At 60.7% G+C, this 19,557-nt stretch carries 17 protein-coding genes; 5 read left to right on the plus strand and 12 right to left on the minus strand.

Annotation, left to right across the window (positions count from 1 at the left end; all coding sequences use genetic code 11):
* Nucleotides 1–65 precede the first annotated feature (65 nt).
* Nucleotides 66–926: a prolipoprotein diacylglyceryl transferase gene (locus tag JAO29_RS13845; protein WP_334268821.1), complete on the plus strand. Its 861-nt coding sequence runs from the start codon at nucleotides 66–68 to the stop codon at nucleotides 924–926.
* 59 nt (nucleotides 927–985) lie between these two features.
* On the opposite strand, the gene aqpZ is transcribed toward JAO29_RS13845, so the two are convergent.
* The 6 genes from aqpZ to JAO29_RS13875 all read right to left on the minus strand — a co-directional run bounded on the left by aqpZ (nucleotide 986) and on the right by JAO29_RS13875 (nucleotide 6,317).
* A complete protein-coding gene (gene aqpZ, locus JAO29_RS13850; protein WP_334268822.1) occupies nucleotides 986–1,711 on the minus strand; it encodes an aquaporin Z in 726 nt (241 codons plus the stop codon).
* Between the two features lie 166 nt (nucleotides 1,712–1,877).
* Nucleotides 1,878–2,564, minus strand: a complete 687-nt coding sequence (locus JAO29_RS13855) for a M48 family peptidase (protein WP_334268823.1) — start codon at nucleotides 2,562–2,564, stop codon at nucleotides 1,878–1,880.
* A gap of 50 nt (nucleotides 2,565–2,614) precedes the next feature.
* On the minus strand, nucleotides 2,615–3,748 hold the full coding sequence (locus JAO29_RS13860; RefSeq protein ID WP_334268824.1) for an oxidoreductase: 1,134 nt from the start codon (nucleotides 3,746–3,748) through the stop codon (nucleotides 2,615–2,617).
* 96 nt (nucleotides 3,749–3,844) lie between these two features.
* Nucleotides 3,845–4,396: a hypothetical protein gene (locus tag JAO29_RS13865; RefSeq protein WP_334268825.1), complete on the minus strand. Its 552-nt coding sequence runs from the start codon at nucleotides 4,394–4,396 to the stop codon at nucleotides 3,845–3,847.
* Between the two features lie 23 nt (nucleotides 4,397–4,419).
* Nucleotides 4,420–4,878 (minus strand): hypothetical protein, encoded by a 459-nt coding sequence (locus JAO29_RS13870; protein WP_334268826.1) that lies wholly within the window; start codon nucleotides 4,876–4,878, stop codon nucleotides 4,420–4,422.
* 80 nt (nucleotides 4,879–4,958) lie between these two features.
* Nucleotides 4,959–6,317, minus strand: coding sequence for a tetratricopeptide repeat protein (locus JAO29_RS13875; RefSeq protein WP_334268827.1), 1,359 nt, complete (start codon nucleotides 6,315–6,317; stop codon nucleotides 4,959–4,961).
* A 262-nt stretch (nucleotides 6,318–6,579) separates the two neighbouring features.
* Between JAO29_RS13875 and JAO29_RS13880 the strand changes: the two genes are divergently transcribed.
* Nucleotides 6,580–7,737: an MFS transporter gene (locus tag JAO29_RS13880; protein ID WP_334268828.1), complete on the plus strand. Its 1,158-nt coding sequence runs from the start codon at nucleotides 6,580–6,582 to the stop codon at nucleotides 7,735–7,737.
* A gap of 48 nt (nucleotides 7,738–7,785) precedes the next feature.
* On the opposite strand, the gene JAO29_RS13885 is transcribed toward JAO29_RS13880, so the two are convergent.
* Nucleotides 7,786–8,187: a DUF1801 domain-containing protein gene (locus tag JAO29_RS13885; protein WP_334268829.1), complete on the minus strand. Its 402-nt coding sequence runs from the start codon at nucleotides 8,185–8,187 to the stop codon at nucleotides 7,786–7,788.
* 587 nt (nucleotides 8,188–8,774) lie between these two features.
* Between JAO29_RS13885 and JAO29_RS13890 the strand changes: the two genes are divergently transcribed.
* Genes JAO29_RS13890 through JAO29_RS13900 form a run of 3 tightly spaced genes read left to right on the plus strand, consistent with a single transcriptional unit; the run spans nucleotide 8,775 to nucleotide 11,235 of the window.
* Entirely contained in the window at nucleotides 8,775–9,530 is a 756-nt protein-coding gene (locus JAO29_RS13890; RefSeq protein WP_334268830.1) for an SRPBCC family protein, read from the plus strand.
* 45 nt (nucleotides 9,531–9,575) lie between these two features.
* Nucleotides 9,576–10,766 (plus strand): zinc-dependent alcohol dehydrogenase, encoded by a 1,191-nt coding sequence (locus JAO29_RS13895; protein WP_334268831.1) that lies wholly within the window; start codon nucleotides 9,576–9,578, stop codon nucleotides 10,764–10,766.
* 46 nt (nucleotides 10,767–10,812) lie between these two features.
* Nucleotides 10,813–11,235 carry a hypothetical protein gene (locus tag JAO29_RS13900; protein ID WP_334268832.1) on the plus strand — a complete coding sequence of 141 codons (423 nt, stop codon included), beginning with the start codon at nucleotides 10,813–10,815 and terminating at the stop codon, nucleotides 11,233–11,235.
* Between the two features lie 27 nt (nucleotides 11,236–11,262).
* On the opposite strand, the gene JAO29_RS13905 is transcribed toward JAO29_RS13900, so the two are convergent.
* The 5 genes from JAO29_RS13905 to JAO29_RS13925 all read right to left on the minus strand — a co-directional run bounded on the left by JAO29_RS13905 (nucleotide 11,263) and on the right by JAO29_RS13925 (nucleotide 19,410).
* Nucleotides 11,263–11,970, minus strand: coding sequence for a metallophosphoesterase family protein (locus tag JAO29_RS13905; RefSeq protein WP_334268833.1), 708 nt, complete (start codon nucleotides 11,968–11,970; stop codon nucleotides 11,263–11,265).
* Complete coding sequence (locus JAO29_RS13910) at nucleotides 11,967–12,785, minus strand: hypothetical protein (protein WP_334268834.1); 819 nt, start codon at nucleotides 12,783–12,785, stop codon at nucleotides 11,967–11,969. Before JAO29_RS13910 ends, JAO29_RS13905 begins: the two co-directional genes overlap by 4 nt.
* 159 nt (nucleotides 12,786–12,944) lie before the next feature.
* The gene (gene uvrA, locus JAO29_RS13915) at nucleotides 12,945–16,025 is read right to left on the minus strand and encodes an excinuclease ABC subunit UvrA (RefSeq protein ID WP_334268835.1); all 3,081 of its coding nucleotides are present in this window, start codon (nucleotides 16,023–16,025) and stop codon (nucleotides 12,945–12,947) included.
* 129 nt (nucleotides 16,026–16,154) lie between these two features.
* Complete coding sequence (locus JAO29_RS13920; RefSeq protein ID WP_334268836.1) at nucleotides 16,155–17,954, minus strand: mechanosensitive ion channel protein MscS; 1,800 nt, start codon at nucleotides 17,952–17,954, stop codon at nucleotides 16,155–16,157.
* Between the two features lie 109 nt (nucleotides 17,955–18,063).
* The gene (locus JAO29_RS13925; RefSeq protein WP_334268837.1) at nucleotides 18,064–19,410 is read right to left on the minus strand and encodes a hypothetical protein; all 1,347 of its coding nucleotides are present in this window, start codon (nucleotides 19,408–19,410) and stop codon (nucleotides 18,064–18,066) included.
* Nucleotides 19,411–19,557: the final 147 nt, after the last annotated feature.

Genomic DNA, 19,557 nt, shown 5'->3' on the forward strand with positions numbered 1-19,557 from the left:
GTGAAGCGAGGGACAAGCCGGTGGATGAGAAGCCAGGGCGATACACTGGAAGAGAAGCGAGGACTATGTTTCCCTATATCGATTTTGGCCCGGTGCACCTGGGTACGTTCGGGCTGTTGTTGTGGCTGGCTGCCGTGGTGGCGACGATTGTGCTGCATAAGAACTTCGTCCGCAACGGGGTTGAAGCCGATGCCCTGAACATCGTGGCCTTCGTCGTGATTGCTGGTGTAGCCGGAGCAAAGCTGTGGCACGAGCTGCAGGATCCAGCGACGTTGCAGATGGCGATGGCAAGGATTGCGGCTCCAGGATGGAAGCATCCGCTGGACGTGGTTGTCGGGTTTCTGCACTGGTTTCAGGCTGGCTTCGCCTGGTTCGGCGGCATGGTCGCTGGCATCCTGATGCTCATGTGGATGGGGCGCTCGGCGCGGTTCCGTTCCGTCGAAGGCACTTTGGGCAGACCGGTTGGAGCTTTACGCATGCTGGACCTAGCGGCGCCGGCGGCGGCTATCGGATACGGAGTTGGGAGAATCGGCTGTCTGCTATCGGGAGATGGCGACTACGGCATCAAGACCACGCTGCCGTGGGGAGTGCATATGCGTGCGGATGCTCTTGTGCCGACGTCCGATCTCGTCCAGCCGACGCCGGTGTACGAGTTGCTCTACTCGCTGGCGCTGGCGTGGTGGCTCTGGCGCCGCGCAAAGAGCCGCCCGCCGGTCAGTGTGATCACGGGAGAATACCTTGTGCTGAGCGGGGTCGGCCGCTTCCTGGTGGAGTTCGTGAGAATCAATCCCCGGCTGTATTGGGGAATGAGTAATGCCCAGGTGGCGGCGCTGGGATCGATCCTGGCCGGTGCTGCCCTGGTGGTTGTGGCGCGCGCAAAGAATGTGCAGTGGGATCCGGCGATTTCGCAGGACAGCGTCGTCTAGACTACGAAAGCGAAGAGGGTCTGCCAGGATAGGAAAACGCTGGCAGACCCTTTTTGCATTCAGCGAGAGAGCTCTTCGCGGATAGGCGGTTGCGGAGCGGCGAAGAAGAAGTTCGAGATGAGGCCGCCCAGTATGGCTCCCAGGATCGGTGCCACCCAGAAGAGCCAAAGTTGTCCGATCGCCCATCCTCCTACGAACAGCGCAGGGCCGGTAGACCGAGCCGGATTCACTGAGGTATTCGTGACCGGGATGCTGATGAGGTGGATCAGGGTAAGGCAGAGCCCGATGGAGATGGGGGCAAATCCTTTGGGAGCCCGCTCATCGGTTGATCCCAGGATCACGAGGAGGAAGAAGGCCGTCAGAACGACCTCTGCCACGAAGCATGCCATCAGGGAATAGCCGCCCGGCGAATGGAGACCGTAGCCGTTTGAAGCAAAACCTCCGGCAAGGGAGAACTCGGGCTTTCCGCTGGCGATCAGGTAAAGCACACCCGAGGCAATGACTGCACCAGCTACCTGGGCAACGATATACGCCGGCAGTTCGTTTGCGGGGAAGCGCCTGCCTGCAACCAGACCGATTGAGACCGCAGGATTGAGATGGCAGCCCGAGATATGGCCGATGGCGAAGGCCATGGTCAGTACGGTAAGCCCAAAGGCAAGAGCTACACCGGCGAAGCCGATGCCGAGTTGAGGGAAGGATGCGGCGAGAACGGCGCTGCCGCAACCCCCGAAGACCAGCCAGAAGGTTCCAAAGAACTCGGCGGCTGCACGTTTGTACATGGGCATCGAAGATACCTCTCGAGATGGGATTTCAGTGCATGGTCTGCAGCGGGGCCCATATCAGGGATCTCGGACGGTTATCCGGCTCGCCTGTTAAGCAGGAAACTTGGATGGGGAGGATGCTACCACGGAGCCGTGAGAACACGGCCGGAAATTGCTAGCAGTAGGAAACTTACAGCTGCCGCAGGTATACCTTTGCCTCTTCAAGATGAGGGAAGAGGCGCTCCTCTGCCTGAAACTCGCGGGAGTGAACGCAGCGGCGCCCACCCTTGACGCGAACGGGGTGTTTGAGGTGAAGCATCTCGTGATAGAGCAGATATTCGATGGCGCAGCGAGGTGTATCGGGCCGGTCGAAGACCCGGCTGACCATGATGGTGTTGTGCGCCGCGTCGTAGTGGCCCAGCATGCGGCGAGCATGATGAGCGCTCCAGGTCAGGACAGGGCGGCCCAGCAGGCCGTGGAAAAAACGGGTGTTGAGGGAATCGAAGACTTCGTTGAGATCGAAGTGATGCCCTACGGGAGTAAGGATTCGCTTGCGCCCGCGAGTCTGCCGGATGTGCTCGGCTTGGCGCGAGACGGCTTCAGAGGAGACATGACGGCGGTAGCGATCTGCGTGGGATGCGGCGATCGGTTTTCGATAAAGCTTGGCAAGCAGGATGTGCGCGATGGCGTGGTGGACCGTCTCCGGTGCATGCTCAAGCAGATCGGAGAGCCGGACGTGGAGTCGGCCTTCCCTTAGCCGGATCGTCGTATTCAGGGAGGTAAACCGCCGGAAACGGATGTCGAACGCAGGGATCGGCGCACGTGGACGGAGAGCACGGTACTGCTCCTCAAAGATTGGCGCGAGCACGGACGACACGATAGCTCCAGATTAACATGGCGCAGAGTGGCAGGCGGTGATCCGCAAGGTCAGGACCATGACGGGTTACGCTGTTTTTCGGCCTCGCCTTTATGTCGTCCTTCGCGCTCTTCATAGGCTCGGCGTTCCTCGGCAGTAAGAGGGAGCGGGAGAATCCGTCCCTGTTCGCTCGAGGCAAACGTCGTCTCCAGAACCGCCATGACCGCAATGGCCGACTCGGGAGAGACCGGCAACGGCACATCGCCGCGAATCGCATCGCGTACACCGATGTAGTAACCGATCTGGTCGGCGGGCGGCACGGGAATCTCCGTTCGGGTTCCGCTAGCTCCGTCGAAGAGAATCCCTGGGTCGGGATCATCGCCGAAACCTTTCGTGCCGGGCAGGAGGGTGCCTTCGATCAGCTGCTTCTCCTGAACATCGAGACCGTACTTCGCCCAGCTACCCCGGGTGCCGTGCAGCAGCGTCCGCGGGATTCCTCCGGAGGAGAGCAGGGTAGCGTTGAGGATGACGCGGAGGGTCGGATAGATGAGCTGGACGTGCGCCCAGTCGTCCGTCTTTCCTCCCGGACGCAATGTAGCCAGCGTCGCGAGGACGGCGTCGGGAAGACCAAAGAGGTGCAGCGTCAGGTCGATGAGATGGGGGCCGAGATCAAACCACAGACCAGCGCCGGCGCCAGGATCTTCGCGCCAGCGCTGTCGGACGAGCGGGCGAAAACGGTCCATGTGGGCTTCGAAGTGAGTGATCTGACCGAGGACGCCGGACTCGAGGATGGATTTCGCGGCGAGGACATCGCTCTCCCAGCGGCGATTCTGAAAGACGGACAGGAGGCAATCGTGCTGCCGCGCCAGCGTGACGAGCTCGCGGGCTTCAGCCAGATTGAGGGTGAAAGGCTTATCGATGACAACGTGTTTGCCTGCTTGGATGGCAGCCGCGGCGAGAGGGAAGTGACTGTCGTTCGGAGTCGCGATCACGATCAGGTCCAGATCGGGATGCGTCGCAGTCTCCATCGCGGAGAGGACTTCGACCTGCGGGAAGTCGACGACGACGCGCTCAGGACGGCTGGAGCCGATAACGGCGAGATCGAGGCCGTCGACCGCGTGGATCAGAGGTGCATGAAAGGTTTTGCCAGCATAACCATAGCCGATGAGGCCGACGCGAATCGGGTCAGAAGAGGAACTTGTCATTGTCTGTTGTTTAGGGTAGCAGCAGAATGACGGGCAAGCCGATCTAGGGGCCGCGCGGCCCGAATCAGTATGGCGTCGAATCAGCGTGGAGCGGGATCAACGTGGTGCCATGTCGGCATCGGCCGGACTCTCTTTCTTCGCAGGAGGATGAGCGGCGAACCAAGCCTTCTGCTCCGGGATCATCTCGTCCGCCTGTTGATGCAGATCCTGCAGTGATTCAAGAGCAATGGTGCGGGAGACCTTGTAGGCCTCGTTGTTAGGTGGCGTCTTGATGGCTGTTCCCCAGCGCTCGATGGCATCGACCAGCTTGGGGAGAGCTTTGCGGATGTCGCGATGGCGCTCGCTATAGTCATCGAGATTGTCGCTCAGCTCGTTGGCGAGAGACGAGAACTGTTCCATCAGGTCGTGCGTGTCCTGCTCGCGTCCGGGGCGCCGAGGTTTCGCGTACATGTCCTGGAGAGCCTTGACGCGTGTATCGATGAGCTTGATGAAGACCAGAACGCGATCGTTGGCGATGTAGGCGGAGTCGCGCAGCTGCTCGATCTCGCCTTCGGAGAGGGTGGCTTCGTTGCGCTGCGGGAAGGCACAGGGCGCCACGAGAGCGAGTGCGAGCAGAGAGAAGGCGATGCGTGAATGGAAACGCCACATGCTGGTTGATTGTAGCCAGAACGTCAGTGACTGAAGACCTGGGTCAGGAGCTGCGTCTGCACCTGATTGAGTTGCTTCAGTGTGGCCTGAAGCGTTGGCTGATCTTCATACGAGGCGCTGTGTACATATTGATTCAGCCGGAAGGTCGTGTCGTGCATCATCTTTTCGGCGTTCTTCAGGCGCTTGGCATCACGGGTGAGGCTGAACTGGATGCGCTGCGCGTACTTGGCTACCTTCTGCAGGGTGGCGTAAGCGCGGTCAGGTTCGCCGTCTCGCATCTGCTGCCCGGCGAGGTTTGTCATCGCGGAGACAAGCTCAGTGTAGAGGAAGCACTGGTCGCGAGGATTCGCCTGCTCGGCTTTCTGCTCGAGCTGAAGCAACTGCTGTTCGTCCAGCATGGCGGATTTGTCTGCCGCGCGGGAGGAGACGCAGGCGAAGACCAGAAAGAGAAGAAGAGCAAAAGACCGAAGGATGATCCGCATAACCCACCTCGTTATAGAGGCGTCGGGCTTCAGAATTCCATGGAGTCGACGTCCGTTCTGTTGTAGTTACTCGTTCGCTGCTACCTGGTATGTTCCAAGGCTGCCAGCCGGTGCTTCGCCTCCCATTCTTCGTCTGGAAACTGGCCCTTTGCTGCCGCGAGGAACTGTTTGTACAGGTCAGATGCTTCTTTGACCTGGTGAAGTTTGTCGTGCGCCGTCGCCGCTAAGAATATTGTCGACGTCGAAGGTGGCAGAACTTTAGCACGAAGTTCGAGAGCATGCAAGACGGTGGCGGGATCATTATTATTGGCGGCGGCAAAGGCCAGATGGCTGGCAGCGATCCCGTAGGCCTCTGGGGAGGGAAAGGCGTTGGGGTCGGCAACGGCGCGCTTCAGAAGAGGTTCCGCGTCCGCGGCGCGGCGCATCCGGATGAGGGTATCGGCCTGATCGTCGAGCAGCGTGGGATCGCCCGGCGACGCCGCGGAGAGCGCCACATAGATTGGCAGCGCTTTGTCGTACTGGTGGTCGCGAACGTAGAGCCGCGCCAGCAGGCGAGCGACGGCGGAGTCGTTCGGATTGGCAGTGTGAAGCTTTTCAACGATCGGAAGTGCTTTGTCGGCTTTGTTCTGCGACTCGTAAAGGCTGGCGAGCTGCGAGTTGAGAGCCGGATCGTCAGGATGCTTCTGCAGGGCTGCCGTCAGCAGCGATTCCGCCTGATCCAGCTTTCTCTGCTCCAGATAGAGGTGAACGAGCGCTGCCGTCGCCTCGGCGTTGCTGGGGTCGGTGGCGAGGACGCGGCGGAAGGAGGACTCAGCTCCGGCGGGATCGTTATTTGCCTGAGCCAGTTCACCGGTCAGGAGGATGTCGTCAGGAGTCTCGGGAGAGAGTTTAAGAGCGGCCAGAAGCTCTTCGCTTGCTCCTGAAGGATTTCCAGATTGGTCGAGCCGGGCCATGGCTCGGTAGGCGCGGGCGCGGAGGGCGGGATCGCCTTTGGGAATGGCGGCAGCGGCGGCGAGCTCGGTGTGAGCCTCGGCGGGTTTACCGCTTCGAGCGAGGAGGAGGCCAAGGGCGAGGTGCGGCTCAAGCAGATTAGGACTGGCGGCGATGGCACGTCGATAGCTGGCTTCCGCCTCGGCGGTCTGATTGAGCGAATCCTGAACGGAGCCGAGGTTATAGAGGACCTGCGCGTCTTTGGGATTCTTCTCGGCAAGGGTCGAGAGCAGACGGGCGGCGGTCGCGTAGTCCTGGCGGGCGAGGGCATCGGCGGCCTGGGAACGGAGCGGATCCTGTTGAGTCTCCGGCTGAGCGGTGGCGTCGCGCGTTCCGGCCGGGAGCTGGGCGAAGCCCAGGGGAGTTAGAAAAATAAATGTTGCCAGCGTGGCAAAGCGGGCCGCCCGTAGCAGGCTTCTACCCGGATGGACGTGATCTCTGTGGTACACGGCAAGTGCCTCCCCCCTCCCCGTCGAAAGTGTGCAAAGTCTTCGAAGCAGGAAGGTTAAGTCCGGACCTCGGTCGCTCCGAACGGTAGCAGATTAAAGGAAAAAGACCCGACCGGATGGCCGGGCCTTCTGTTCCTCATTGAATCTATTTTATCAGCGGCGTCAAGCGATCCGGCTCGAAAGCCATGCAGCTTACGAGAGGAAGACGCGACTGGAAGAAGATTTCAACATCGCAGCCTGGGCAGGGACGTTCTAATGAGATATGCGGATTCAATGGCCCAAGTGGGCGCTGGCGGTGCTTTTCCTGGTGGATGGAACGGGGTTCGGACTGTGGGCGGCCCATGTACCAGTCTTCAAGCAGAATCTTCACCTGGGAAACGGTGCGCTGAGCGAGGTCCTGCTGAGCCTGGTGGGTGGCGCGATCATCACGATGCCGTTGACCGGTCACCTGATTGAGCGGTACGGAAGCAGGACCGTCGTCCGGGTGGTTGCCGTGCTGTACGTAGCGATGGTGGCCTGCCTGGCGCAGGCGACGAGCCTGGGCGTGCTGATGTTGTTTGCCGGACTGTACGGAGCCGCGAAGGGAGCACTGGACGTTACGGTCAACGCGCAGGCTATTGCCGTGGAGCACCACTTTGGCCGTTCGAGCATGAGCCTGCTGCAGGGCTGCTGGAGCCTTGGAGGCCTAACGGGGGCCGGGGTCTCGAGCCTGCTGTTGAAGCATGGCAACTCCCTCACCTTCAACCTCTCGACGGGTGCCTCGGTTCTCGGAGTTGCGGTGTTTGCTGTGCTGCCCCTGCTGGTTGCGGAGGAGCGTAAGGCGCACAAGGTAAAGCCGAAGTTCATTCTGCCGGATGCGGCGCTGCTGCGGCTGGCGTTGATTGCCTTCTTCGGGCTGTTTGCGGAGGGGGCGATCGGGGACTGGGCGGCGGTCTACCTGCGATCGAACATCGGCGCGAGCCTGTCCGTCGCGGCAGCAGGGTATGCGACGTACGCCATCGCCATGGCTGCGGCACGTTTTCTCGGCGACTGGCTGATAGGACGATTCGAAGACCGGACCATCCTGATCTGGAGCGGTTCGTTGATCGCATTTGGCTTTGGCTGCACGCTGATCTCGCACTCCCTGGGTCTCGCGGTGTTCGGCCTGGTGCTGACGGGACTGGGCGTGGCGAACATCATTCCGGTGATCATGACGCTGGCGGGAAGGAATACGCGGATGGGCGCGGGACCGGCGATCTCGGCGTTGTCGACGATCGGGTACTTCGGCTTTCTCGCCGGGCCGCCGCTGATCGGATGGCTGGCGGTAGCGGTGGGATTGAACAAGAGCCTGGGACTGGTCGTGCTGGCCGGAGTGATCGTCGCCGCGGGTCCGGTACTGCTTTCGATGAGACAGACGGAGGGAATTGGGGTCGGAGCTTGACGGAGTGGAGAGAGGCGAAGACCGGTGTTCGGGCCGCAGCCTGCTGAGTTAGCCGTTTTCTACGCGGGCCTTCATATCCGAGTAAGCCCTCTCGATGAGGTTGTGGAGCGATGAAGCATCTATCTCTGCTCCTGGCTTCAGCTTAACGTGCCGCATGAACTTCCCGGTGCCTTGTAACAAACGGGCGGGATCCGGTAGGGCTGAACCTCGATAGAACCCCACATTTACGTGCGAAGTGAAGACATTGACATAGCCAAAGGGTGCGTCGCCCAGACATGCAACGGGAGAGCCGTCATGGAGGATCTCCCGGACTTCGTCCCCGCACTTTCGCATTACCTCAAACCACTCACGCGCGATAACTCCCAACGCACCTCGCTCTTCAAACCATCTATCGATGGCAGGATCGCGTTCCACCGTACCGTTGAATCGTAGCAATTCCGTCCTGGTCATCGCTCCATCTCACTCTTTCGCAAACCTAGTACTCGGTGCCCACGGGGAATGAGTCCTTTTAAACGGCTTTCGTCAGTCGAGGAGCCGCTCCCACGAAACCAACTTTCATAGCTTGCGAAAGCGGAGGAGAGAAAGCATAGGAATGCGACTACGGTGGACCAAGCTGCAATGACGTGAAATCGCCTGGTTCTTTCCACGAGCGTCCGCCACCCTGACCGTGGAGCTTCGGGATTCCACTCCCGATGGTTTCAAAATGTACCCCGAAGTCCGTTTGAAATTGCGAGGCGAAAATAGCGGAGAACTCTGGCCAACGCGAGGGCTAGCGCAGTCATCCATTCTGACAATCGACCCGTGTGCATTTTATGCGGGAGCAAGGTTCGTCGCCGGTTGTGTTCGATCCTCCGGCACTTGTTCGACATCCGTCCGTGAGTGTTTCCGCGATGTGATGGCGCCCCTGGTGAGAACGACCTGAACGAGTCCAGGCTCCACCCTCCCAGATCGGAAGATGCTCTGAATCTTTACTCGCCACTCGTCACCTGTGCGGTGAAGGGCGGCCCTCATGCTTACAAACGACAAGGAGTATGTTCATGCAACAAACTTCTGATAGATCTTCTCCACAGATATTGTCTTCGCTTCCGTTTGGTCCCAAGACGCTGCTTGTCGGGGCCGGGGCGTTAATCGCTTATGGTCTGAGCCGCCGTTCTAAGACTGGAACGGCGCTGGTAACGGCGGGAAGCGTGCTTGCATTCGGAGCGGCGAAGGCGAAGTCTGCGAAGCACCGGGGGACGGCGAGGGCGACGTTCCTGGTCAACGTTCCTGCCGCCAGAGCGTATGAACTGTGGCGCAACTTCGATAACCTGCCCCGATTTATGACTCACTTGAAGTCGGTGCGCTCCCTGAATGACGGGCAGTCGGAGTGGGTCGCGCGTGGACCGATGGATCGCGAGATCCGGTGGCGGGCAGCCATTAGCGAAGATGTCCCGAACCAGCGGATTGCTTGGCGAGCGCTGCCTGGATCGGATGTAGATAACAGCGGCTTCGTGGAGTTCAGGGAAGACCCGCAGAACCGTGGCACTTTTGTCACCGCGGAGATCAAGTACGAGATTCCCGGGGGTGCGCTTGCCACCGCAGTCTCGACGGCGATGGGGAAGAATCCGGAGTTTATGGTTCGCGAAGACCTGCGGCATTTCAAAGCACTGCTTGAGACCGGTGAGGCTCCAACGACGGTGGGGCAGACCCATGGTCCACGTGGAATCCACGGGCATGCGGAGCAGGTGCTCTTCCGAGAGACGAGCAATCCGCCCCAGCCGCAGGCAGCGTCCCAGCTGAGCAAGAGCGCTTAGTGCAACCCGAACGCACCGCCAACCGATGCGAGAGAAGGAGTTTCTATGAAAGCAGTCTGCTGGATGGGTAAAGAGAAGATACAGGTGCATGATGTTCCAGATCCGAAGATCCTGAATCCGCGTGATGCAATTGTGCGGATTACGACGACTTGCATCTGCGGCTCGGACCTTCATCTTTATGATGGCTTCGTTCCAACGCTGGAGCAGGGAGACATCCTCGGCCACGAGTTTATGGGTGAGGTGGTCGAGGTGGGATCTGGTGTGGACAAGGACAAGCTGAAGGTGGGTGATCGAGTCGTGGTGCCGTTTACGATTGCCTGCGGAGCCTGCCAGTCGTGCAAGGACCAGTTGTGGTCGTGTTGCGATAACTCGAATCCAAATGCGTGGATCGCCGAGAAGATGATGGGCTACTCGCCATCGGGTCTGTTTGGCTACACCCATATGCTGGGAGGCTACTCGGGAGGTCAGGCGCAGTATGCGCGAGTCCCCTTTGCCGACGTAGGTCCCATCAAGATTCCCGACGGCCTATCGGATGAGAAGGTGGTCTTTCTGTCGGACATCTTTCCGACGGGCTACATGGGGGCGGAGAACTGCAACATTAAGCCGGGCGACACGGTTGCATTGTGGGGCTGCGGGCCTGTGGGGCAGTTTGCGATTCGCAGCTGCTTCATGCTGGGCGCGGGCCGGGTGATTGCGATTGACCGTGTGCCGGAGCGGCTGGAGCTGGCCAGGAAGGCAGGAGCGGAGACTCTGAACTTCGACGAGGTGGATGTTATCGATGCCCTGCACGATATGACAGGAAATCATGGGCCGGATTCCTGCATGGATGTGGTGGGCATGGAGGCCTCGGGACACGGTGTGATGTTTACGATCGATCGTGCCAAGCAGATGACGCGCATGCAGATGGATCGGCCGCTGGTCCTTCGCCAGGCGATCATGGCCTGCAAGAAGGGAGGCACGGTATCTGTTCCGGGTGTCTATGCCGGTTTTATCGACAAGGTGCCGATGGGTGCATTTATGAACAAGGCTCTGACGATGAAGACGGGGCAGACACACATGATGAGGTACATGCAGCCGCTGCTGAACCGGATTGAGGCGGGTGAAATCGATCCATCGTTTGTGATCAGCCATACCGTGCCGCTCGATAAGGCACCGGATGCATACAAGATGTTCCGGGAGAAGAGCGACCACTGCACGAAGGTTGTTCTGAAGCCGTGGGAATCCCTGGCGGCATAGAGCAAGAAAGCAGTACGCATCAGCCCTGAGAAGAAATGAGGTTTGCATGAAGTTCTTTGAAGATCGCGATAGCAGCGCGGCAGAGACGAAGCTCTCCAAGACCATCAGCCCCACGGCTCATGGGGTGATCGATTACTCGCACTCGGCCTTCTTCTTCGTGGTGGGCCTGTGCTGCAGCCGCTCCAACAAACGGGCGGCTGCGGCTGCCTTTGCAACCAGCGGCTTCATCCTGGCGCAGTCACTGCTTACGGACTACCGTCTGGGGTTGAAGCCGCTGATTCCATTCAAGACGCACGGCAAGATGGACTCTGTCTTCGCCTCAAGCTCGTGGCTGATGCCTCTGATCTTCGGCTTCCGGGGAACAGCCGCAGCCAAGATCTTCGAGGTGAATTCTCTGGCTGAGGCGTCGGTTGTCGGAATGACAGACTGGGACAGCGAGCGGGCCCATGAGGAGCGAGAGGCGGCCTAAGGGATGTCGGGCACCCCTTCGAAAGGATCAGAGATTGAACAGGGCGAAGGGGTGCTCTTCATTGCGGTCGTGCAGGATGTGGAGCGCTACGTTGTAGATGGGAATTCCGTTTTCGTTGCGGGCGCAGAAAGTTCCTTTGTGAGCGTGGCCGTGCAGCGCCATGAGGGGCTTGTGACGGCTGATGGGGCGCTCCAGACGTGAGCTGCCCAGAAACGGGAAGATGGCCTCGGGTTCGCCGACGATGGTTTCTTTGATGGGAGCGTAGTGGGTGATGGCGACCTTCTTCTCGGTGTGAAGCTGGGCGAGGCCGTAATCCAGCTTGATCATCTCGCGATCGGCGATCTCGACGAAGTTCTTGATTCCGGTCTCGCCGAAGGGCATCAGCTCGTAGGGAGCGAAGCCTCCGCAGAACCCCTTGGTTCCAGCGAATCCGACGCCGTCGACTTCAAAGCAGTTGCCGTCGAGAAGATGGATGCCGGCGACGCGAAGCATGCCGGCGAGTTCATCCTGATGACCGCTCTCGTGATCGTGGTTGCCGAGCACGGCGATGATGGGAATGCGAATGTGCTCGAGCACACGAAGACAGGCGGTCATCTCGTTGGGGAGGCCGTGGTTGGTGAGATCACCGGCGATCACCAGTGCGTCGGCGAGATCATTAACCGCGGAGAAATTGCGGATGTCCTCTTCGTAGTTTTCCTTCCGGATGTGAATGTCGGCGACAGCCGCAAGCCTCATCGAGTGGGTTCCTTCCATTGGTCTTCATCGGATTGGAGGAGACAGGGGTGATGGAGCCGGTACTCCTCGTAGAGATTCCGTTCGCCCCATTCGTTGACGTTGATGGCGAACATGAGCGGATCGATGAGCGATCCACGAAAGGGCTCGTTTTCGTGCGGCTGCTGGACCTCGCGGTGGAAGCGATCGGCAAGCTGCTGCCAGACAGAGGCAGGAACGAGATGGATCTGTGAGGGATAGATGTAGGCGAAGAACATGAGGGACCAGTAGAGCAGCTGCCAGTGAGGATTGAGCAGGTGCAACAGGCGATCCCAGTCAAGCTTGGCACCGCAGGCGCGAAGAAGCTGCACGACGTCGGAGCCGTCGAAGCGTTCGCGCCGGGTGACGAAGATTTTGGAGGCGATGAGCTCTTCGGGGGCGAGGATGCAGCAGGGGGTCTCAAGGATCCTGCCGGGAACGGAGCGCCGGATCCAGCTTTCGTCCACGATAAGACACGCGTTACTGATGCCGGTGATGAGGTCGACGAAGTACTCGTCGCGCCGGACCTTGGCGAGCCATACGGAGTCCTCGATGCTGGTATGAAAGCCGCGAGCATTGAGGCGGCGAAGGGCGTCGGGAACGGTCTGTGGCGCCAGGAGGAGATCGAGATCCTTGGTGGCCCGCCAGATGCCGGTGTGAAACTGCAGCGCGAGCGCACCACCGACGGCCCAGGGGAGTTCCCGAAGGTTCAGCAGAACTTCACGGTAAAAATCGCGAGCGTCGCCTGCCCAGTCGGGCTCGGTAGAAGAGGTGATGGGAAGCTGTGCGTCCGCGGACATGAGCGGTTGGACGCCAGAGACGGTTCAGCCGTCGCCTGTCGCAGATTACAGAGTGGGAAATCTTTATGTCAGGGGAGAAGGGGAGAGTGACCCCGGTCGCCGCCTTCAGCGCGGGAAATGCTGGGGAAAATTGTGATCTTTTCCGGGTTGGTGGATGGGCTAGGGAGTCGCGGGCTGGAGCTCGGGCTCAGTCCGCGGTGTGGATGTGGATGCGTTGAGAACGGGAGCCAACCAATGGCCGGTGTGCGAGGCGGGGTTGGCGGCGATCTCTTCGGGAGTTCCGGTGGCGACGACCTGGCCTCCACGGGTGCCTCCTTCGGGGCCCATATCGACGATCCAGTCGGCGGATTTGATGACGTCCAGATTGTGCTCGATGACGAGCAGGGAACCTCCGCCTTCGATGAGTTTGCGGAAGGCGGCGAGCAGTTTGGCGACGTCGTCGAAGTGGAGGCCGGTGGTGGGCTCGTCGAGGATGTAGAGGGTGCGGCTGCGGGCACGTGCCGCGGCATCGTTGTTGCCGGCGCGGTTGGAGGCGGAGCGGGTCGAGGCCAGATGCGAGGCGAGCTTGACGCGCTGGGCTTCGCCGCCGGAGAGAGTGGTGGCGGACTGGCCGAGGCGGACGTAGCCGAGGCCGACCTCGTCGAGCACGTAGAGCTTGTCGACGATCTTCGGGTGTCCGGCGAAGTAGACGAGGGCTTCCTTGACGGTCATGTTGAGGACGTCGTGGATGTTCTTACCCTTGTACCGGATGTCGAGGATAGAGGGTTTGTAGCGGGTGCCGTTGCACTCTTCACAGGGAAGCTCAACGTCGGCGAGGAACTGCATCTCTACCGTGACGGTGCCGTCGCCTTCGCAGACGTCGCAGCGCCCGCCGGGGACGTTGAAGGAGAAGTGTCCGGCGGTGAGGCCGCGGCGCTTGGCGTCGGGCTGCGCGGCGAAGAGCGCGCGGACGTCATCGAAGGCTTTGATGTAGGTGACGGGGTTGGAGCGCGGCGTGCGTCCGATGGGCGACTGGTCGACGAGGACGACGTCGTTGAGGTGCTGGACGCCGGAGAGCTCACGGTAGAGCTGTGTGGGATCGACGCCGTCGTTGGAGCCCTCCTGCCCGAGCGCCTGCATGAGGGCGCGGTAGAGAACCTGGTGTACGAGCGTGGACTTCCCGGAGCCGGAGACGCCGGTTACACAGACGAGCATGTTGAGCGGAATGTCGATGTCGACTCCGCGCAGGTTGTGAATGCGCGCGCCGGTCAGCTTGAGATGCTCGCGGCCGGGTTCGCGGCGATGCCTGGGTACCGCGATGCTGGCGCGTCCGGAGAGGTACTTGCCGGTGATGGAGTTCGGGTTGTGCGTAACCTCGGAGACGGTTCCGCTGGCAAGGAGCTGACCACCGAGCTCGCCTGCGCCGGGACCCAGGTCGAGGAGGTGATCGGCGGAGCGGATGACATCGGGGTCGTGTTCCACGACGAGGATGGTGTTGCCGAGATCTCGCAGCTCTTCCATGATGTGGATGAGGCGGGCGGTGTCGCGCGTGTGCAACCCGATGGAGGGCTCGTCGAGCACGTAGAGCGCACCTACGAGGCGGGAGCCAAGCGAGGTGGCGAGCTGGATGCGCTGGGATTCGCCGCCGGAGAGCGTGGAGGAGAGGCGGTCGAGTGTGAGGTAGTCAAGGCCGACCTGATCGAGGAAGTGGATGCGCTGGCGAACCTCTTCGAGGATCTTGCCAGCGATCTCGGCCTGGGCAGGAGAGAGCTGGAGCGAGTCGAAGAAGTCGCGGGCGGCAGTGACGGTGAGGGCGGCGACCTCGCAGATGTTCCTGTCGTTGAGCAGAACGGCGCGGGCCTCGGCACGGAGACGCTGGCCGCGACAGTCGGGGCAGGTGGCATAGCCACGATATTTGGAGAGGAAGACGCGAACGTGCAACTTGTACTTCTTCTGCTCGAGCGCGGCGAAGAAGCCGCGAATTCCGGGGAAGACGCCGGAGCCGTCTTCGATGAAGCGCTGCTGGTCGGCGGTGAGATCGTACCAGGGTACGTCGGTGGGGACTCCGGCGGACTTGGCAGCGCGAAGCATCTCGCCGTGATGTGGGCGGTATTTCGTGGTGGTCCAGGGGGCGACGGCTCCCTGCGCGAGCGTCTTCGACTTGTCCGGGATGATGAGGTTAGGATCGAAGTCGATGGTGTTGCCGAAGCCCTGGCAACGAGGGCAGGCGCCGTAGGGATTGTTGAATGAGAAGAGGCGCGGTTCGGGCTCGCGGTAGGTGCGGTGGCAGGTGGTGCACTCGAAGGCCGCGGAGAAACGGAGGTACTTCGTACCATTCTCGCCTTCGGTTGACTCGCCCGACCTTGAGACGGTCATGAACCGGACCTCGCCGGATTCGCGATAGCCGGTCTCGATAGCGTCGACGAGGCGCGAGCGGATCTCGGACGAGAGCGCGAGACGATCGATGAGGACGAAGATGGGCTGCGAGAAGTCGAGCTCGAGGAGCGATTCGGGTGTTGAGAACTCGACGATATTTCCGGGCTGGCCTGGATCGAGCGTCGAGGGCTGGTAGAGCCGGTTGTAGCCGCGGCGACGCAGCTCGGTGAGGCGCTCCCGGAGGGAGTCGGTGAGATCGAACGCGGGTTCGGGCTTCGTGGCTTTGGCGGTCTTTTTTGCTACGGTCTTCTTCGGCTTGGCGGGTTCTACAGGTACTTCGGTCGAGGCGGCCTGCATGGGCTCGAGCCGAATCTCAGCGCGTTGGATAGGGAAGAGAGCGTAGACGCGGGTGCCTTCGGGGAGGGCGAGGAGGGTGGAGACGATCTCGTCGACGGTGTCGGTCTTTACGATGCCGCCGCAGTGCAGGCAGGTAACGGTGCCGCAGCGGGCGTAGAGCAGGCGCAGGTAGTCGTAGATCTCGGTCGCGGTGGCGACGGTAGAGCGGGGATTGCGGGTCTGGTTCTTCTGCTTGATCGCGATAGCAGGAGCGAGGCCGTCGATGTGGTCGACGTCGGGCTTTTCGATGCGCTCGAGGAACTGGCGCGCATATGCGGAGAGGGATTCGACGTAGCGGCGCTGACCTTCGGCGTAGACGGTGTCAAAGGCGAGCGAGGACTTGCCCGAGCCGGAGACGCCTGAGACCACCGTCAGGGCGTTGTGGGGGATGTCCACGTCGACGCCCTTGAGATTGTGGGTGCGGGCTCCGCGGATGGTGATCTGGTTCAGATTCTGGTCGGGCTTTAGGTCGGGGATCGAGTCGCTCATAGCCAAACTTCTATTTTCAGGCATCAGGCGGAGAATCGCCACTTAACCAAGGCAGAGGTCGAGTAAGTGCGAGAAAAAGCGGAAGTTGGCAGCCAAGGCGTACGCCGGGCCGGAACCGCACAAAGAGATTCAGGCAATTGAGGCTGGAGGTTGTGGAGCGATCTCGGTCTGTGGCCCCTTTTGCATCAAGTTCACGATTGTCTCGAAGAGCTGGTTGCGTTTTTGCAGCCTGAGACCGGCGCGCGTGATGTAACGGACGACGATGTCGACTCCGGCACCGACGGGCCGGAGGTTAACCGAGGGCATGGCGCTGAACTGGGGCGAGCCCTCTTCGTGGGTGACGCGTTTCCATTCTGCCTCGGCCATCTTGGCATCGTTCTCTGTAGCTTTGACGCTGACCTCGTAGATGCTCTCGATTAGGGGATGGATTGAGGTTCCGGCCGGGACGCTGATCCGAATCTCGTCCCACATCCATTGGCCCACGGTGGAGAAGTTGAAGTATTTGCCTCGGATGGCGTAGCCGTTCAGGAAGGAGACGCGGCGACCGGTGGGATGGCCGTTGGCGGTCCAGTTTCCAGTCTCGAGCAGCCAGGTGCGGAAGATGTTGAGTTCGACGACCTCGCCGCCAACGCCGTCGATCTCGACCCAGTCGCGAACGCGAATTCCGTGAGGGCCCATCAGAACGAACCAGCCGCAGAAGGCCAGGATGAAGTCCTGGAAGACGACGGTGAGCCCGGCGGTTGCAAGGCCAAGGATGGTCGGGGTCTGGCTCGGTACGCCGAAGACCACAAGCAGGATGAGCAGAAGCCCGAGAAGCTGCGTCCCAAGGTTGAGCACAGTCTTGAGAGTGTGTACCTGGCGACGCTCACTCACGAATCTCTCCAGAGCGAGTTGCACGGCCCAGCCAGCCAGCAGCGTGAGCAGACAGATCGCTGCGATGGCCGCGATGGACTGCAGGAGAAGGTGAATCACGATCCTGCGCTGGATCTCGACCTGCCTGCCCCACCGACCGTAGAGAGTTGCGAGCTGTCGCTGTGCGCTGAGGCGGTCACCAAGGATGCTCAAAATATTCTGCTGCGCTGCCATCTGCTGCAACTGCTCGATCCGTTCGGAGCGGGACAAAGCATTTGCTGACGTCTCCCGACTGTACTCCGATTGGAGCCGCGTCTGATCGGCCGTGAGCGCTGCTACGTCAGCGTTTGCCAGTTGTTCGGCTTGTGCGATGAGCTGACGGCGCTTGCTGAGCGAAAGGAGGGCGGAGACCTGATCTGCGAGGGTGGTGTAGCGCTCGGCTGAAGCGACGGCGTTCTGACCTTCGCCCCGGGATGCTGTGTCGCTCTCGTACTTCTTCATAGCAGCCTGATGAGCCGAAAGCTCCTGCTGGATCTTGCTGCGCTGGTCGCCGCTTGTGCGGGAGAGATCTTCAAGAGCATCCTGGAGCTCGTTCTGGTCGAGCCCGAGCTGGGCCTTCGCAACCTCGAGGTCGCTTGCATTTGAGGCGGCGTCTTCGGGCTTGGCGTCTTTACTGAGAGCGGTGATGCGAGCCTGGTCGTTCCTGATGGTCTCCTGAAGCCGGCTCACACGCTGTTGAAGCTCGAGAGCCCTGCCCGTGAGCTGAGGCTTTTCAAGACTTGCCTGCCGGAGCGACTGAGAGAAGGCCTGATCGACCTCCTGGTCGGCCAGCCGCTCGGCCTCACGGGCGAAATCTCTTTCTTCCGCAGACTGGGCGAGGGCGGAGAGCGTGGAGGCTGTTCGCCAGGGACGTTGATCGACCACTCCGCGCGAGACGTAGTCACCCGCCCAGTTGCCTCTCTTTGCCTGCAGGAATGGGAGGTATTCCATCACACCGCGCGTGAAGAAGACTCCTGCCGAGGTTGCTGCGAGCAGGGCGAGCGTTATCAGGAGGGAGAGTCTACGGGCCCGAGTCATGAACACCTTTCAGCCGGAGGGCTGAGGTTATTCAATCATCAAAGTGGGATCTCGATGAACCGGGGCTGGGCTCGATGCCGGGTGCACTGTCGCCGCAGGGATGGACTCGTCAAAAGGGCTTGGCGGTGCAGTAGTTATGTGGCGCCGTCTCGGTGGTGGATGCGGTCTGGAGCCAGGCAGGGTCCTGGGGCTTCTCTTTCCACAGGCAACGCCCGCTGGCCAGATCCTCCCGCTTGGCCTTGAAGGCGGCGACCCACTGGCGTATGACAGCATTCTCGTCGAAACCGGTTTTGAAGCTGCCATCGCTATTGTGGTACTTCGGCATCTCGGCAGCCTGCGAGAGCTTGAAGATGTCCTCGATCTGGTGGTCGGAGAGCTGGCATAGAAGCTCGGCGTCAAAGCGGCGTCCTTCTTCGCTGATGGAGGGGTTGCTGAGGCCACCGTGAGCCGTGAGGCTCTTGCGCAGAGAGGCGTGGCACTCCTTGGGCGAGGCGTCGGTTCCGACGGAGCTCCAGAGCTTCGTGTGAGACCAGTTGTCGATATTCATCTTGGCGCCGTCGTTGGAGGTGAACCAGCCTCCGCTGCCGAAGGAGGCGCCGACATCCTGCACGAGCATGACGGACTTGTCGCAGGTCGTGGAGGGAGGCTGGGTTTTGTCATCGACTATGACCTTGTGGCAGACGACACGCTGCTGTTCGGGCTTGTTATCGCTGTGCTGAATGAAGGCGGCGAGCAGTTTGATGCCGTCGCGTTCGTAGGTAGGCCGACCGTTGAGCGCATCGAGCTCCGCCCAGCTCCAGCCCTGGTTGTCCTTTCCGATCTCGGTCATCTCGTGCCAGGGAAACTTGCGGACGATGATGGCGGGGTAGAAGGTCTTTGTGCCGACAGGTCCGGATCCGGAGATCACGTCGGCAGGGCAGTTGTGACATTCGACATGAACCGGAAACCAGCCATCGGCATAGTATCCAATCGCCCAGAGGAGACGTGTTGAGGCCACCTCGGCGTATACCTCGTTGTTGTTCGGATCGAATTTCACCTTTACGGGACCGCTTTCCTTCATCTCCGGGGTGAGAGTCTGTACGGTTCCGTCAGGGCTCACCACGCTGGTGATCTTGCAGCCGAACTTCTGAGTCTTGCCGTTCATCTGCTTGCCCGGCGTTGCAAAGTCGCAGATGACCTTGTCGTTGTAATGAAGCTGAAATTCCTTCTTGTCCTGTTCCGGACCCTGGACAACATCTACCGTGGAGATGGTCCCGGGGGTGAAGAGGAGGGCATCGTGCGCGGCTTTCTGCCGCTCTTGTGGAGTGTGGAATCCCCTCTCGGGCTTGGCAGCCCCGGCGAGAGCCTCCGGCTCCTGCGCGAACAGAGCCGACGAGCACGGCACACACAGCAGAAGAGCGAGGGGGAGCGCCTGGCAGAGAACCTCAGGAAATTTAAAAGGAAGGCGGCAGATCATGGGACTTCTCCTTGCGTGCCTGACATCCTGGAGCGTGGCCCGGTAGAAGTGGCAAGATGATCCTCCCTCGCACAGTCCATGTCAAGAGCGACGTCAGGTTGCGATGGGATTATTCAGCCAGCCGGTTCTTCGCGCAACGTAGAGTGG

This window comes from Edaphobacter sp. HDX4 (assembly GCF_036877565.1).
Lineage (GTDB): Bacteria > Acidobacteriota > Terriglobia > Terriglobales > Acidobacteriaceae > Edaphobacter.

Bases quoted from the DNA above. Each gene is read 5' to 3' on its own strand.
- JAO29_RS13920 (WP_334268836.1), bottom strand. From the start codon at position 17,954: ATGACTCGGGCCCGTAGACTCTCCCTCCTGATAACGCTCGCCCTGCTC.
- JAO29_RS13890 (WP_334268830.1), top strand. From the start codon at position 8,775: ATGCAACAAACTTCTGATAGATCTTCTCCACAGATATTGTCTTCGCTT.
- uvrA (WP_334268835.1), bottom strand. From the start codon at position 16,025: ATGAGCGACTCGATCCCCGACCTAAAGCCCGACCAGAATCTGAACCAG.
- JAO29_RS13905 (WP_334268833.1), bottom strand. From the start codon at position 11,970: ATGAGGCTTGCGGCTGTCGCCGACATTCACATCCGGAAGGAAAACTAC.
- JAO29_RS13880 (WP_334268828.1), top strand. From the start codon at position 6,580: ATGCGGATTCAATGGCCCAAGTGGGCGCTGGCGGTGCTTTTCCTGGTG.
- JAO29_RS13865 (WP_334268825.1), bottom strand. From the start codon at position 4,396: ATGTGGCGTTTCCATTCACGCATCGCCTTCTCTCTGCTCGCACTCGCT.
- JAO29_RS13845 (WP_334268821.1), top strand. From the start codon at position 66: ATGTTTCCCTATATCGATTTTGGCCCGGTGCACCTGGGTACGTTCGGG.
- JAO29_RS13900 (WP_334268832.1), top strand. From the start codon at position 10,813: ATGAAGTTCTTTGAAGATCGCGATAGCAGCGCGGCAGAGACGAAGCTC.
- JAO29_RS13885 (WP_334268829.1), bottom strand. From the start codon at position 8,187: ATGACCAGGACGGAATTGCTACGATTCAACGGTACGGTGGAACGCGAT.
- JAO29_RS13895 (WP_334268831.1), top strand. From the start codon at position 9,576: ATGAAAGCAGTCTGCTGGATGGGTAAAGAGAAGATACAGGTGCATGAT.
- aqpZ (WP_334268822.1), bottom strand. From the start codon at position 1,711: ATGCCCATGTACAAACGTGCAGCCGCCGAGTTCTTTGGAACCTTCTGG.
- JAO29_RS13925 (WP_334268837.1), bottom strand. From the start codon at position 19,410: ATGATCTGCCGCCTTCCTTTTAAATTTCCTGAGGTTCTCTGCCAGGCG.
- JAO29_RS13910 (WP_334268834.1), bottom strand. From the start codon at position 12,785: ATGTCCGCGGACGCACAGCTTCCCATCACCTCTTCTACCGAGCCCGAC.
- JAO29_RS13870 (WP_334268826.1), bottom strand. From the start codon at position 4,878: ATGCGGATCATCCTTCGGTCTTTTGCTCTTCTTCTCTTTCTGGTCTTC.
- JAO29_RS13860 (WP_334268824.1), bottom strand. From the start codon at position 3,748: ATGACAAGTTCCTCTTCTGACCCGATTCGCGTCGGCCTCATCGGCTAT.